Annotated in this window: 13 protein-coding genes; all 13 read left to right on the forward strand. The window is 56.7% G+C overall.

The window, feature by feature from the left end; all coding sequences use genetic code 11:
• The 13 genes from ABWH92_RS03805 to pnp all read left to right on the forward strand — a co-directional run bounded on the left by ABWH92_RS03805 (window position 1) and on the right by pnp (window position 15,595).
• The gene (locus tag ABWH92_RS03805; RefSeq protein ID WP_375572292.1) at window positions 1-1,179 is read left to right on the forward strand and encodes a hemolysin family protein; all 1,179 of its coding nucleotides are present in this window, start codon (window positions 1-3) and stop codon (window positions 1,177-1,179) included.
• Window positions 1,180-1,188: 9 nt separating this feature from the next.
• Window positions 1,189-2,829: an apolipoprotein N-acyltransferase gene (lnt, locus tag ABWH92_RS03810; RefSeq protein ID WP_375572294.1), complete on the forward strand. Its 1,641-nt coding sequence runs from the start codon at window positions 1,189-1,191 to the stop codon at window positions 2,827-2,829.
• A gap of 124 nt (window positions 2,830-2,953) precedes the next feature.
• Window positions 2,954-3,394, forward strand: coding sequence for a helix-turn-helix domain-containing protein (locus ABWH92_RS03815; protein ID WP_375572296.1), 441 nt, complete (start codon window positions 2,954-2,956; stop codon window positions 3,392-3,394).
• A 189-nt stretch (window positions 3,395-3,583) separates the two neighbouring features.
• On the forward strand, window positions 3,584-4,780 hold the full coding sequence (metK, locus tag ABWH92_RS03820; protein WP_375572298.1) for a methionine adenosyltransferase: 1,197 nt from the start codon (window positions 3,584-3,586) through the stop codon (window positions 4,778-4,780).
• Complete coding sequence (locus ABWH92_RS03825) at window positions 4,770-5,480, forward strand: tRNA (guanine(46)-N(7))-methyltransferase TrmB (protein ID WP_375572300.1); 711 nt, start codon at window positions 4,770-4,772, stop codon at window positions 5,478-5,480. The genes metK and ABWH92_RS03825 overlap by 11 nt, the downstream gene beginning before the upstream one ends.
• Before the next feature lie 134 nt (window positions 5,481-5,614).
• The gene (gene rimP, locus ABWH92_RS03830; protein ID WP_375572301.1) at window positions 5,615-6,238 is read left to right on the forward strand and encodes a ribosome maturation factor RimP; all 624 of its coding nucleotides are present in this window, start codon (window positions 5,615-5,617) and stop codon (window positions 6,236-6,238) included.
• A 33-nt stretch (window positions 6,239-6,271) separates the two neighbouring features.
• Complete coding sequence (gene nusA / locus ABWH92_RS03835) at window positions 6,272-7,891, forward strand: transcription termination factor NusA (RefSeq protein WP_375572303.1); 1,620 nt, start codon at window positions 6,272-6,274, stop codon at window positions 7,889-7,891.
• A 43-nt stretch (window positions 7,892-7,934) separates the two neighbouring features.
• Entirely contained in the window at window positions 7,935-8,621 is a 687-nt protein-coding gene (locus ABWH92_RS03840; protein WP_375572305.1) for an RNA-binding protein, read from the forward strand.
• A complete protein-coding gene (infB, locus tag ABWH92_RS03845) occupies window positions 8,618-11,191 on the forward strand; it encodes a translation initiation factor IF-2 (RefSeq protein WP_375572307.1) in 2,574 nt (857 codons plus the stop codon). Before ABWH92_RS03840 ends, infB begins: the two co-directional genes overlap by 4 nt.
• A gap of 54 nt (window positions 11,192-11,245) precedes the next feature.
• On the forward strand, window positions 11,246-11,644 hold the full coding sequence (gene rbfA, locus ABWH92_RS03850; protein ID WP_375572309.1) for a 30S ribosome-binding factor RbfA: 399 nt from the start codon (window positions 11,246-11,248) through the stop codon (window positions 11,642-11,644).
• Entirely contained in the window at window positions 11,645-12,559 is a 915-nt protein-coding gene (gene truB, locus ABWH92_RS03855) for a tRNA pseudouridine(55) synthase TruB (RefSeq protein WP_375572311.1), read from the forward strand.
• A gap of 264 nt (window positions 12,560-12,823) precedes the next feature.
• Window positions 12,824-13,093 (forward strand): 30S ribosomal protein S15, encoded by a 270-nt coding sequence (rpsO, locus tag ABWH92_RS03860; protein ID WP_375572313.1) that lies wholly within the window; start codon window positions 12,824-12,826, stop codon window positions 13,091-13,093.
• 375 nt (window positions 13,094-13,468) lie between these two features.
• The gene (pnp, locus tag ABWH92_RS03865) at window positions 13,469-15,595 is read left to right on the forward strand and encodes a polyribonucleotide nucleotidyltransferase (RefSeq protein WP_375572315.1); all 2,127 of its coding nucleotides are present in this window, start codon (window positions 13,469-13,471) and stop codon (window positions 15,593-15,595) included.
• Window positions 15,596-15,684 lie beyond the last annotated feature (89 nt).

A 15,684-nucleotide genomic window follows, 5' to 3' on the forward strand; every position in this document is an offset into this window, starting at 1 on the left:
ATGAACGACGACGCTTCGAGCTTAGAGCCCTCTAGTACGGGCCGTCAGATGACGGCCTCTTCCACTCCCAAATCTGACACCAGCGGTGTGACGCCCTCGGACGCCACATGGGTGAATCGCGTGTTTGGTTGGCTGAAACCATCGACAAACGGCAATGATCTGCGCACCGATTTGGAAGACGCTCTGGCTGAAGAGCAAGGTCCAGGACACGACTTCTCACCTGAAGAGCGTGCCATGCTGCGCAACATCTTACGCCTTCGTGAGACGCGCACCGAGGATGTGATGGTGCCGCGAGCCGATATTGTTGCGATTGACCAAACAACACCGCTTGGCTTGGTGCTGGAAAAGCTGCGCAGCTCCGGCCACTCACGTATGCCGGTTTTTGACGGCTCGCTCGATCACCCCGTCGGAATGGTGCACATCAAAGATGTGGTGTCTCACCTGATTGATCGCGCTCGCTATGAAGACACCTCCCCGCGCAAACGCGCGAAGGCGCGCAAAGCTGCGGTGGAAAAGGGCAGCGGACGCGCGGCCGAAACCGCAGAGGCGGCCGGTATCGATCTGCATAAAATCGATCTCGATACGAGCTTGCAAAACGCTGACATCATGCGCCGCTTATTGTTTGTGCCGGCATCCATGTCGGCCACGGACCTAATGGCGCAGATGCAAGCCAATCGCGTGCAAATGGCCCTTGTGATCGATGAGTATGGCGGGACCGATGGGCTGATCAGCCTGGAAGATCTTATCGAGACGGTCGTTGGCGACATCGAGGATGAGCATGATGATGAGGTTGCGCCGCATTTTGATGCCATTGGTGATGGGGGCTACATCGCCGATGCGCGTGTGCCGATTGAGGATGTTCAGGAAGTGTTCGGCCATCTGTTTGAGATCGACAAGGAAGATGCTGAAGAGATCGACACGATGGGCGGGCTGGTGTTTACCGCACTTGGCCGGATTCCAGTCCGCGGCGAGCTAATTGATGCCGTTGACGGGCTTGATATCGAGGTGACTGACGCTGATCCGCGTCGCATCAAGCGTGTGAAGGTCTATCCGGCTGGCCTACGACGGCGTGATCCGCGAACCCCACGCCGCCCCATTCGACCAGGCGCAGCCAACGAGGATGAGAAACCTTCAGCTGACGCTCAGAATGAGCCGCTAAACCAAGCCACCGGAACCTAGAAACAGGCTATGACAGGTCGATTGCACGCCCTGGCTGATAGTCTTGTTTTGTTGCATGGCTGGCGTCGATGGAGCGTTGCCTTCTTTGCAGGTGCGGCCAGCGTTTTGGCAATGCCGCCGGTTTTTCTTGCGCCGGTTCTTTTAGTTACACTGCCCGTGCTTGTGCTGCTGCTTGACGGCGCTGATGCCGACCCCAGACCGGCAAGAAAACGACGACACGTGTTTGCGTTCCTAGGGCCTTCCTTTGCAGTTGGCTGGTGGTTTGGCTTTGGCTATTTTCTGGCTGGACTCTATTGGATCGTGGAGGCGTTGCTCGTCAATGCAAGCGCCCATGCTCGGCTGATTCCGTTTGCTCTGATCCTGATACCAGGCGGCTTGGCGCTGTTTATCGCGCTTCCTTGCGCTCTTGCGGCGCGCTTCTGGAGCACTGGATTTGGTCGCGTCGGCCTGCTTGCAGGCCTTCTTGTCGGTTCTGAAGCCCTTCGCGGCGTGCTCTTCACTGGGTTTCCATGGAACGGGTTCCACAGCGCGCTTGGAATTCACGATACGTTTTTGCAAGGCTTGTCGTTGTTTGGTCCGCTGGCCGCCAGCTTTATGGTGCTGTTGGTCGCTATGATACCGGCAGCACTTTGGCCTCGCGCAATGGCCGGTCGCGGGTCGCGGGTTGCAGCGCTTGTCTCTCTCTTGGTTTTTGGGCTTTGGACTGGCTTCGGCATTCTTCGCCTTGGTGGCGCCGACGTGACCATGGTCGACGGCGTTGCCATCCGTATTGTTCAACCCAATATCGCGCAGGCTGACAAATGGGACCCAGCGTTGCGCGAAGACCATGTCGCAACGTTGCTCGATCTCACAACGCGGCAAGCCGGCGCAGACCAACTGGGCGTTTTGGGCGTCAGCCATGTGGTGTGGCCCGAATCAGCCTTCCCTTTCTTGCTCACGCAACGCCCAGACGTTTTGGCTGCAATCGGTTCTGCTTTGCCACTTGGCGCTCAAATGCTTGCCGGTGCTGTTCGCGCTGAACCACGCGGGCCTCAAGATCGCGCCTTTTACAACGCGATCTATGCTCTCAATGATCGTGGTGAAATCACCGACGCATACGACAAGGTCCGACTGGTGCCTTTTGGCGAGATGCTGCCATTTGACGGCATAATTGATCGGCTTGGGCTTCGACCACTGGTCTCAGCACCAGCCGGCTTTGAGCCCGGCTCAGGCCCTGGCGTATTGCAAGGGTCCGGCGGACCGGTTGGCCTGGCATTGGTGTGCTATGAGGCGATTTTTCCCGGCTTTGTGCGCGCTGGCGTTCGCGAGCATGAGCCGGATTACTTGCTCAATCTCACCAATGACGCCTGGTTTGGGACAAGCGCAGGCCCTCGCCAGCATTTCTTTCAAGCGCGTCTTCGCGCAGTAGAAACAGGACTGCCTTTGGTACGTGCGGCCAATACAGGCATTAGCGCTGTAATTGACCCTTACGGTCGGGTTATTGCTGAGCTTGGCATTGACCAACAAGGCATCGTGGATGCACCTCTGCCACAAGCACAATCACCGTCATATTATGTTCATTTTGGCGATGCACCTTTTTTGTGCATACTCGTTTTGGTTTTAAGCCTTTGTTTCTACTACCAAAGAAAGCAAAAACCGGTTTTGGCTTGAGTCAAAGCGACTTGCTTTATACATTTATAGTGTCACGCAAATCAGTTGTGATTGATGCGAATCTGTAAAGAAAGGCCCGGCACTTTCCGTTAGGGCGTGCAGGTGTAAGGTTAAAATCCTCCCTATGGCAAATAAACGAGCGCCTAACCCGGTTGATGTGCACGTTGGCACGCGTTTGCGTATGCGTCGTATGATGCTTTCGATTAGCCAAGAAAAACTTGGTGAAGCTCTTGGCGTGTCCTTTCAGCAAATCCAGAAATACGAGAAAGGCACGAACCGAATCGGCGCTGGACGTTTGCGCGATATTGCCAATGAGCTGAAGGTTCCCATTCCCTACTTCTACGATGATTTGCCCGGAGAAGAGCCTTCTTTGGGCTTCGCCGAAACCGGTATGAGTTATGTTTCAGAACTGCTCACATCATCGGACGGAGTGGAGCTAACCCGCGCCTTTTTAAGGGTAAAAGACCCTTCGGTGCGCCGTCGGATCGTCGACTTGGTAAAATCCATTGCTGGACAGGATGGCGACGGCATTGTGGCCCAAAAACCTGCGTCTAACGGCGGATGATACTGATCTGACGATTTCTGCGCCCTACGCGACGGCTTCATCTCTTGATTTCAAGCGGCCCGAATGGCATGACACCGCCGATCCGTTTTGACGAACGAGCGTTTGTTTTATCGAACGCTTTCTAGCAAAACACAGGCGCAGAATTTTGCTGCGCCCTTTCCCTTCCTCTTGTCGTGGGATGTCTTGTGTATGGCGCGCTCCTCTTATCTCTTCACCAGTGAATCGGTCTCTGAAGGCCACCCAGACAAAGTCTGCGACCGCATCTCCGATGAGATTGTGGATCTTTTCTTTCGCACCGCTCTCGCTGAGGGCATGGATCCCTGGCAAGTGCGGGTTGCTGCGGAAACGCTTACCACCACCAATCGAGTGGTCATTGCCGGTGAAACGCGTGGCCCAGCATCGATTGGCCGAGAACTGGTTGAAGACGTAGCGCGGGCAGCGATCAAAGACATTGGCTACGAGCAAGACGGGTTCCATTGGAACATGGCCAATGTAGAAGTCTTGCTGCACGGCCAATCGGCTCATATTGCGCAGGGCGTTGATGCGTCCGGCAACAAAGACGAGGGTGCGGGCGACCAAGGTATCATGTTTGGCTATGCATGCCGCGAAACGCCTGACCTGATGCCAGCACCGATATATTACGCCCACAAGATCCTGGAGCGTCTGGCAAAGGCGCGCAAATCCGGTGAAGCGGCTGTGCTTGGTCCCGACTCGAAAAGCCAGGTAACGCTGGCCTATGAAAACGGGATGCCCGTTCGGGCGACCTCCATCGTCGTTTCGACGCAGCATTTGGATGCGTCGATGACGTCTGCTGACGTGCAAGCGGTTGTTGAGCCCTATGTCCGGGAGGTTCTGCCAGATAGCTGGATTACCGACGAAACGGTTTGGCACGTGAACCCAACAGGCGCGTTCGTGATTGGCGGCCCCGACGGCGATTGCGGCCTTACGGGGCGCAAGATCATCGTGGATACCTATGGCGGTGCGGCAGCCCATGGCGGTGGCGCTTTCTCTGGCAAAGACCCAACAAAAGTGGACCGCTCGGCTGCTTATGCGGCGCGCTACTTGGCCAAAAATGTTGTCGCCGCTGAACTGGCTGAGTGGGCGCAAATCCAGCTCTCCTATGCCATCGGCGTTGCGCAACCCTTGTCGATCTACATTGACACCGGTGGTACTGCCAATGTGGATGAAGCCAAGCTCGAAGAAGCTCTTGGTCAGGTTATGGACCTCTCGCCCCGCGGGATTCGCGCTCATCTTGATCTCAACAAACCCATCTATGCGCGGACCGCAGCCTATGGCCATTTTGGGCGCAACACCGACAATGATGGTGGTTTCTCCTGGGAGAAACTTGATCTGGTTGATGAGTTGAAGGCGGCCGTTGCAGGCTAACACCAACACCCCCAAAGATCGCACACGTGGCCTGCTTTATGGTCGGCGCAAGGGCAAAACACTGCGTGATGCTCGTGCGAGAGCCTATGAGGCAGGCCTTGCACGTCACGCCTTAGATCTTTCGGAGCCATGCGGCGACCCGTACGCATTGTTTGATGTGCCGGTGCGCAAGCTTGCACTTGAAATCGGGTTTGGCGGTGGTGAACACCTGCTGCACCAACTGGACCGTCAACCCGACACAGGGTTCTTAGGCTGCGAGCCATTCGTGAACGGAATGGCGCGGCTGCTGGACGATGCCAAGGAGCATGAAGGTCAAGGCCGCCTGCGGGTTTACGAAGGCGATGCGCGAGAGGTCATTGCGTGGTTGCCCATAGGCTGTTTGGACATGGTCTACCTGCTCTATCCGGACCCCTGGCCAAAACTGAAGCACGAAAAGCGACGGTTCATGGGGCCTGATACGTTGGACTTGCTGCATCCCAAGATGAAGCTTGGTGCCGAATTGCGGGTCGCAAGCGATATCGATGTTTACAAAGCCACCACACTGAAGGCTACGCGCGAGCACCCTGGCTTTGAACCCAGCGATCGTAAGACCTCTGTTCCATGGGAAGATTGGGCCCGAACGCGGTATGAAGCCAAAGCGATCCGCGAAGACCGCACACCGGCCTACTTCTCATTTTTTGCCAAAGTGTTGCCCCAATAACACAAAGCTCTTGCGCCAAGCGCCCTTTTGACCTATCTTATCGACAACACCTTCATCGTCAGACATCTGATTAGGGTGGGTCCTTTGCGGACCCGCCCTTTTCGTTTGGCGCAAGCATTCTCAATCGGATCGTGATGACAGCCACTGATATCGACACAACCAGCGATGCGCACACCGCCCGTGTGGTGCGTGAAACGGGCCTTGCAGCCCGTGTTGCGGCCGTTGTCGAACCGGCCATTGAAGGCTTGGGCTATCGCCTGGTTCGAGTGAAGATTTCTGGACAGAACGGTTGCACGGTGCAGATTATGGCTGAGCGCGCCGATGGCACGTTCACCATTGAAGACTGTGAACTCGTTAGCAAAGACATCTCGCCCGTTCTTGATGTCGATGATCCGGTGAAAACGGCTTATCATCTTGAGGTATCCTCGCCTGGCATCGACCGCCCCCTTGTACGGCCCATTGATTTCGTTCGAGCAGTTGGCCACGAGGCCAAAATTGAACTGTCACGGCCCATTGACACTGGAACCGGAGAAGGGCGTAGGCGGTATCGTGGTATCATCCATGCAGCGCTTGATGAGACAGTGGAGCTGACCATCGATGCAACGGGCGGAGCGCTTACCGTGGCTCTACCCTATGATGCGATAGAAGATGCGCGATTGGTTATGACCGACGCTTTGATTGAAGCGGCGCAAAAAGCCCAAGACGCGGCAACAGCCGACACAAATGACAATGACAGCAACGCTGGAGATGGCGCCTAAAGCTGGCGCACCGGTGATCTAAGGAGAAGGCCCATGGCCGTCAGTGCTAACCGACTGGAACTGTTGCAAATCGCCGATGCGGTTGCGCGGGAAAAGTCGATTGACCGTGAGATCGTGATTTCTGCCATGGAAGAGGCGATGGCGAAAGCGGCCCGCGCCCGTTATGGGTCAGAGACCGATATCCGCGCCACGATCAATCCGAAGACTGGTGAGCTGAAACTGCAGCGTCTCATTCATGTGGTTGAAGAGGTGGAGAACCCCGACGCACAAATGACCGTTGAGGATGCCAAGCACACTTTGCCGGACGCTGAAGTTGGGTCCGTGATTTCTGAGGTTCTTCCACCACTTGATTTCGGCCGTATTGCTGCACAATCCGCCAAACAAGTGATCGTGCAAAAGGTGCGCGAAGCCGAACGTGATCGCCAGTTTGAAGAATTCAAAGATCGTATTGGCGAAATCGTCAACGGCACAGTCAAGCGCGTTGAATACGGCAACGTCATTGTCGACCTGGGTCGTGGCGAGGCGATGCTGCGCCGTGATGAGCTGATCCCACGCGAGATCTTTAAGTATGGCGACCGGGTGCGGGCTTATGTGCTCGATGTGCGTCGCGAACAGCGCGGCCCGCAGATTTTCCTCTCACGTACCCACCCAATGTTCATGGTGAAGCTGTTCACGATGGAGGTGCCAGAGATTTATGATGGCGTCATTGAGATCAAACGCGTCGCCCGCGATCCTGGTTCACGCGCAAAGATTGGTGTGATTTCGAACGATTCTTCTATCGATCCAGTCGGCGCCTGCGTCGGTATGCGCGGCAGCCGCGTGCAGGCCGTGGTGCAGGAGCTTCAAGGTGAACGCATCGACATCATTCCCTGGTCGCCAGACGAGGCAACCTTCCTTGTGAACGCGCTTCAGCCTGCTGAAGTTGCCAAGGTGGTTCTTGATGAAGATGCGCAGCGCATCGAAGTTGTGGTGCCGGAAGACCAACTGTCACTCGCGATTGGACGGCGTGGACAGAATGTGCGTCTTGCTTCGCAGCTGACGGGCTGGGATATCGACATTATGACGGAGGACGAAGAGTCCGGTCGTCGCCAAAAAGAATTTGCTGAACGCTCTGAGCTGTTTGTTGGCGCTCTCAACGTCGATGAAGTGGTCGGTCAACTTCTGGCGTCCGAAGGTTTCGCGACGATGGAAGAAATCGCCTATGTGGAACGCGATGAGATCGCGACCATTGAAGGCTTTGATGATGAAACGGCTGACGAACTTCAAGCACGTGCCCGCGAGTATCTGGAAGAGCTGGAAGCCAAGGCTGACTCTGAACGCCGTGAACTTGGTGTTGAAGATACGCTACGCCAGATCGATGGGCTAACGACGCCCATGTTGGTTGCGCTGGGCAAAGATGAGGTGAAGACCATCGAAGACTTTGCCGGCTGTGCCACCGATGACCTGGTGGGTTGGAGTGAGCGCAAGGATGGTGAAGTGGTTCGCTTCCCCGGCGCACTGTCGGACTTTGATGTGTCGAAAACTGATGCTGAGGCCATGATCATGCAGGCGCGCGTCGCTGCCGGTTGGATCACCGCCGAAGAGTTGATGGCGCAGAACGCCGACGATGAGGATGTGGGCGAAGAGACCCAAGAAGAAGGAGCGCCCGCGTAAGCGGGCCTCTTTCGGTGATGAGCACAAAGGTTCAGATCACAGAATGGCAAATGCCAAGGCGACCAAGACAGGCGAGGCTGCGCGCGAGCGCATGTGCATCGTCACGCGTCGACGCGCCGATGACACTGATCTGATCCGTTATGTGCTGGACCCTAATGGGGTCCTAGTTCCCGACGTAAAAGCCGTGCTACCAGGCCGTGGGGCTTGGGTTTCAGCGCGTCGCGATGTGCTTGCTGAGGCAGTGAAGCGCAAAGCTTTTGGTCGCGCGCTTAAAACCGATATGGCGCCGGGTGGACTTGATGATATTATCGAGCGAACAGAACATGTTCTGCGCCATCAAGCGCGCGGTGCCTTAGCACTGGCGCGTAAGGCGGGGCTGATTACAAACGGCTTTTCAAAAGTGGAAAGCGCACTGAAAAACGGCAAGGTGCTGGCGCTTCTGCATGCCACCGATGCTGGCGCTGACGGTGTAAAGAAACTGAACCGGCTCGCAGGCCATGTGGGTGTGCCGGTTTTACGCGTTTTACCACACGGCGAAATGGGTTTGGCATTGGGGCTGGAACATGTGATACATGCGGCCCTTCTAGACGGTCCGGGTGCTGCGCGGTTTCTCGCCCCCTTTCGGCGGCTTGAAGCCTATTGCTATGGCGACGATACGTCAGGTGACAGCATTGAAGGATCAACGCAGCGAGCGGAAGGCTCGGTGTTAGGAGACAAGACGACAGTATGAGTGATCAAGACACAACCGACGAAAAAGGCGCAAGCGAAGGCGCAAGCGGAAAACGCACCCTGTCGTTGAAGCCATCCGCAGGGACGGTGCGGCAGAGCTTTTCCCATGGCCGATCCAATTCGGTCGTGGTGGAGAAGCGCAAGCGCCGTATTGTCATGCCTGGTGATACACCTGCGCCGGCGGAAACAAGTGCTGAGGCTCCCAAGCCAACGCCAAAGGTCGTCACCCAGACCAAACGCCGGGTGATCAAACCAGGTGCGGGAGCGGGGGCAAGTTCTGCGAAAACAGAAACCGCCCGCAGCGCTACCAACGCTGAACAGGAAGCGCGTTTGAACGCGTTGAAGCTGGCACAGCAACGCGAGGTGGAAGAAGCCAAAGCTGCAGCTGAGGAAGCCAAGCGGCGGGCCGAAGAAGAAGCGCGCCTGAAGAAAGAAGCCGAAGAAGAGGCCGCACGTCTGGCTGAGGAAGCCAAGCGGGCCGCTGAGGAAGAAGCACGCAAGCCAAAGGTCAAAGAAAAACCGGTCGTTGAAGACGAGCCGGTGGCCGCTGCTGCACCCAAACGCGGTGCAAGCGACGATGCCGCGCCAGCACGCGGCGGACGCGGTGGCGATTCGCGCAAACGCGCTGAAACGCCGTCGCCTGCCAAACCCACACCACGTACCGATGAGCGGCGCCGTTCCAAGCTAACCATCAATCGTGCCCTCAATGATGATGGAAACCAGCGTGGTCGTTCTATGGCCGCAATGCGTCGCCGCCAGGAAAAAGCCCGTCGCGGTCAACAGCAAAGTGGTCCACGCGAGAAGGTTCTGCGTGAGGTTACAATTCCGGACGCGATCACCATTCAAGAGCTCGCCAACCGTATGGCCGAGCGCGCTGTGGATGTGATCAAGGTGTTGATGACGCAAGGCCAGATGCTGACGGTGAACGACATCATTGATGCCGATACGGCTCAATTGATTGCCGAAGAACTTGGCCACACGGTCAAACGCGTGTCTGAAGCCGATGTGGAAGAGGGTCTCTTCTCCACTGACAGCGCCGATGATGATGAAGCAGGTGCGCCTCGTCCACCAGTTGTCACGATCATGGGTCATGTCGATCACGGTAAGACGTCACTGCTTGATGCCATCCGCAATGCCAATGTTGTGCAGGGCGAGGCCGGTGGCATCACTCAGCATATCGGCGCTTATCAGGTTGAAAAGAACGGTCAGCAGATCTCGTTCATCGATACGCCGGGCCATGAAGCGTTCACGGCCATGCGTGCCCGTGGTGCCAAGGCCACAGATATTGTGATCCTTGTGGTTGCGGCTGACGACAGTGTGATGCCAACGACCGTTGAAGCGATCAATCACACACGCGCAGGCGAAGTGCCGATGATCGTCGCGATCAATAAGATGGACAAGCCAGAAGCTGACCCGAACCGCGTGCGCACCGACTTGCTTCGCTATGAAGTGCAAGTGGAAGGCATGGGCGGTGAAGTGCAGGATGTCGAAGTCTCTGCCACGACCGGACAGGGCCTGGATAATCTGCTCGATGCCATCCTGCTGCAAGCTGAGATCATGGAACTCAAAGCCAACCCAGATCGGGCGGCTGAAGGTGTTGTGATTGAAGCCCAGCTTGATAAGGGCCGCGGCCCTGTAGCCACCGTTCTGGTGCAACGCGGCACGCTGAAAAAAGGCGACATTCTTGTTGCTGGCGGCGCTTGGGCACGTGTTCGCGCGCTGATCGATGATCATGGCAAGCAGGTGAATGAAGCTGGTCCATCAGCACCGGTTGAGGTGCTTGGCTTCCAAGACACGCCATCGGCAGGCGATCCGTTTGCTGTGGTCGAAACGGAAGCGCGCGCTCGCGAGATCACCGAGTATCGTCAGCGTCAGCTGCGCGAGACAACAGCTGCGCGTCTCGGCACAGCTCGTGGTTCGCTGGAACAGATGATGACACGTTTGCAGGAATCCAACCTGCGCGAGTTCCCGATTTTGGTCAAAGGCGACGTGCAAGGCTCTGTTGAAGCCATCGTGCAAGCCGTTGAAAAGATTGGTAATGAAGAGGTTGCAGCCCGCGTTATTCACGCAGCGCCTGGCGGTGTCACGGAGAGTGATATTGCGCTCGCCGCAGCATCTGAGGCGCCAATCATCGCGTTCAACGTGCGTGCCAACAAGCAGGCGCGTGACACGGCTCAGGCCGAAGGCATCGAAATCCGCTATTACAACATCATCTACGATCTGGTGGATGACATCAAAGCGGCCATGGAAGGCCTTCTCTCCCCCGAACGTCGCGAAACAATGCTTGGCAACGCCGAAATCTTGGAGGTGTTCAACATCACCAAGGTCGGTAAGGTGGCTGGCTGTACGATCACCGACGGCAAGGTGGAGCGCGGCTCAGGCGTGCGTTTGATCCGTGACAGCGTCGTGATCCACGAAGGCAAGTTGAAAACGCTCAAGCGCTTCAAGGACGAGGTGGCCGAAGTCACCACTGGCCAAGAGTGCGGTATGGCGTTTGAGAACTACGAAGACATTCGCAAGGGCGATGTGATCGAGTGCTTCCGCGTGGAAGAGGTGGCGCGCAAACTGTAGGCTCCAACCTGCAGCGCGCCGCTCTGATCGGCACGTTTTCACGAAGGTTTTTTCATGAACCCTCCCTCTCAACGGCAATTGCGGGTTGGTGAGCTGGTCCGGCACGCGCTGTCGGACGTGCTGACACGCGGCGATGTGCACGGGCTCGATTTGGGTGGCACGCTTGTTTCTGTATCAGAGGTGCGCATGTCACCCGATCTCAAAATCGCGACGTGCTTTGTGACGCCCATCGGGCCCGGAGATCCCAAAGAGCTGACCAAGAAACTTGCTGCGGGCGCGCGTGATATGCGCATGCAGATTGGTCGCCAGCTCAATCTTCGGTTTACGCCGACATTGCGCTTCAAACCCGACACGTCGTTCGACAGTTACGGCCGCATCGATGAAATTCTGCGTTCGCCTGACGTTGCCCGCGACACCGACCCCCACCGGGGGAAGGATGAGGACGAGACTTAAGTGGGCAGACGGAAAAAGGGCCGGAAAGTATCCGGCTGGATCATCCTGGATAAGCCAGTTGGCGTGACCTCAACGCATGCCGTGGGCCGCGTGCGTCGGTTGTTTGACGCGCAGAAAGCAGGTCACGCTGGCACGCTTGATCCGTTGGCATCTGGCGTTCTTCCGCTGGCGTTAGGGGAAGCCACCAAAACCGTTCCCTATGTGATGGATGGCGAGAAGCGGTATCTTTTTACCGTGCGCTGGGGCATTGAAACCTCCACGGATGACACCGAAGGTGAGCCGGTCGCAACAAGCGATATGCGCCCCGATGAGGAGGCTATTCTTTCGATCCTGCCGCGTTTTGTAGGGACCATTGATCAGGTTCCGCCTGCCTTTTCCGCCAAGAAAGTGGATGGCGAGAGGGCCTACGATCTGGCGCGCGATGGCGAAGTGGTGCAGCTGGAACCGAGCCAAATCACAATCCATGATTTGGCCTATCTTGGCTCGCCGGATGAAGATCGCGCCCTGTTTGAAGCGCATTGCGGCAAAGGCACGTATGTGCGCGCTCTTGCCCGCGACCTCGGCCGAGCATTGGGCACACGTGGGCATGTGACCAGCCTGCGCCGCACGCAGGTTGGCCCGTTCGATGAACACGGCACCGTGACATTGGATCAATTGGAAGCCATGGAGAGCCCCGAGGATTGTGATGCATTGCTCACACCCATGGCCGATGCTCTGGGCGAGCTGCACGAAATTCAGGTGGTATCGGGCGATGCAGCCAAGCTTCGCCGGGGCATGAGCTTGCTCGTTAGAGGGCCAACCGCGCCGGCCAATGGCGAAGAAGCCTATGCGATGGATGGCGATGAACTGATCGCCATCGGCGTGATGGACTATGGCAAGTTTTTGCCTAAACGCGTGATTGTGTCGGCGGATTGACGAGCCGCCCGCCTCGTCGGTGCAAGGGATAGCGACAACACTGAGACCGGTGTGTTTTTGTAACACCAGTCGAACCCCTTCCCATTCATTCCAAAACCCTCTATAGCCCCGGCATCATTGGTTGTTAGATCGATGAGCAATGACGTGGTTCTGTCCTGCATTTCCTTTGGAACAACCGCCTGGGGCACAACCGCTTTTTCTGACCTGCACTGGACGACATCCCGGGCAGGCCGTTTTCTCCAGTCTCGTAAAAGGAGTAACCCGATGTCGATTACGCTTGAGCGCAAAGCTGAGCTTATCAAAGAGTATGGCACCAAAGACGGCGACACAGGTTCGCCCGAAGTCCAGGTCGCCATCTTGACCGAACGGATCAACAATCTGACTGGTCACTTCAAAACCCACGGTAAGGACAATCACTCCCGCCGCGGTCTTCTGAAAATGGTTAGCCAGCGCCGCAAGCTGCTGGACTATGTCAAAAGTGGTGATGACGCCCGCTACCGCTCGCTGATCGAGCGCCTGGGTATCCGTCGCTAAGTCCACATAAAGCGCGCCCAGAGCTTCTCGGCGCGCTTTTATTCTTTCGCCGGTAGGTAAGCGGCGAAGGCCACCCAAACGCCAACTTTTGGTTTCGCGTTGGTCACTGGCAGGATTGCCGAGCATTGGTCCCTTTGTGGGAACATCCCAATGGTCCGTCGTCTTGCTGATGGCATAAGAGCCACCAGATTGGCACAGACGGTAATCTCACGGAGCTTGGTACGCTTTGCGGTCAAGTTCGTTCGCCATCATCGGCGACCGTGCGGCCTTCGCTTTCTTGTTTACGGCTTCTACCGGGTCTGCTCCATGGGGGAACAGGCCATTTGACCGGGACGTCCGTCCAAAGGGATTGGCGTCCGACACAAGGAACGATGAATGTTCAATCATCATAAAATCAGCCTCGATTGGGGCGGCCGTGAACTAACGCTGGAATCGGGCAAGGTCGCCCGCCAGGCAGACGGCGCTGTTATCGCCACCTATGGCGAAACCACTGTGATCGCGACCGTTGTCTCGGCGCACGCACCCAAGCCGGGCCTCGATTTCTTCCCGCTGACGGTGAACTATCAGGAAAAATATTACGCTGCCGGCCGCATTCCTGGCGGTTTCTTCAAGCGCGAAGGTCGTCCGACTGAAAAAGAGACGCTCGTCTCCCGCCTGATCGACCGTCCGATCCGTCCGCTATTTGTGGACGGTTACAAGCACGAAACCCAAGTGATCTGTACCTGCATGTCCTACGACATGGAAAACGATCCAGACATGCTGGCCATGGTGGCAGCTTCTGCTGCGCTCACGCTGTCCGGCGTGCCGTTCATGGGGCCAATCGGTGGCACACGTGTTGGCCGCCTCAACGGTGAGTTCGTGCTCAACCCAACCATCGATCAGATGGAAGACACCGAGCTTGATCTGGTCGTCGCCGGTACATCCGATGCCGTTCTGATGGTGGAATCCGAAGCCAAAGAGCTGGACGAAGCCACCATGCTTGAAGCTGTGATGTTTGGTCACAAAGGCTTCCAGCCGGTGATCGACGCGATCATCCAGCTGGCCGAAAAGTGCGCCAAAGAACCACGCGACTTCCAGCCGGAAGATCTCTCAGAACTCTATGACGCTGTTAGCGGCATGGTTTCTGACGATCTGGCCGCTGCTTATGCGATCACCACCAAGGTGGAGCGTCAGGCTGCCGTTGGCGCAGCACGCGATAAGGTGATGGCCACGTTCTTCCCAGAAGGGGCAGACGCACCGGTTTGGACCGAAACGCAGGTCAAAACCGTGTTCAAAAAGGTTGAAGCGGCAACCGTTCGCGGCAACATCCTCAAAACCAAGAGCCGCATTGATGGCCGTGACCTCGTCACGGTGCGTCAGATCGAAAGTGAAGTAGGCGTTCTGCCTCGCACACACGGGTCTGCGCTGTTCACCCGTGGCGAAACACAGGCGATCGTTGTCGCTACACTCGGCACCGGCGATGATGAGCAGATGATCGACGGGCTGGATGGCCTGCACTATGGCAACTTCATGCTGCACTACAACTTCCCACCATTCTCGGTTGGTGAAGCTGGCCGCATCGGTTCGCCGGGTCGTCGCGAGATCGGCCACGGCAAGCTTGCCTGGCGTGCGATCAATCCGATGCTGCCAGCGAAAACGGAGTTCCCGTACACGCTGCGCGTGGTGTCGGAGATCACCGAATCCAACGGTTCCTCCTCGATGGCAACCGTTTGCGGCACATCGCTGGCACTGATGGATGCGGGCGTTCCGCTGAAAGCACCGGTTGCCGGTATTGCCATGGGTCTCATCAAGGAAGGCGATGAGTTTGCTGTTTTGTCCGATATCCTGGGTGATGAAGATCATCTTGGCGATATGGACTTCAAAGTGGCCGGTACGGCCAACGGCATCACCTCGCTTCAGATGGACATCAAGATCGATGGCATCACCGAAGAAATCATGCAGATCGCGCTTGATCAGGCCAAAGGCGGCCGCATGCACATTCTTGGTGAAATGGCCAAAGCGCTGGGTGAAGCCCGCGCTGAGCTTGGCGAGTTCGCTCCACGCATCGAGCAGCTTTCCATCCCAACCGACAAGATCCGTGATGTGATCGGTTCCGGCGGTAAGGTGATCCGTGAGATCGTTGAAAAAACCGGCGCTAAGATCAACATCGAAGATGATGGCACCGTGAAGGTGGCGTCTTCCGACGGCAAATCGATCGAAGCTGCTATCAAGTGGATCAAATCGATCACCGATGATCCGGAAGAAGGCGCGATCTATCAAGGCACGGTTGTTAAAACCGTCGACTTTGGTGCTTTCGTCAATTTCTTTGGTCCGAAAGACGGCCTGGTGCACATCTCTCAGCTGGCACCGGAGCGCGTGAAGCAGACCACCGACATCGTCAAAGAAGGCGACAAGGTGTGGGTCAAGCTTCTTGGCTTTGATGATCGCGGTAAAGTCCGCCTCGGCATGAAGATGGTCGACCAGGAAACCGGTGAAGAAATCACCGAGGGTGACGACGACTAAGTCGTTGACTCTTTAAACCAATAGGAAGGGCGCTCAGCATATTGCTTGAGCGCCCTTTTTGGTTGAGGCGCGGCTGGTTCCTGAGAAAT

The sequence above is a fragment of the Ahrensia marina genome (assembly GCF_042140245.1).
Lineage (GTDB): Bacteria > Pseudomonadota > Alphaproteobacteria > Rhizobiales > MH13 > MH13.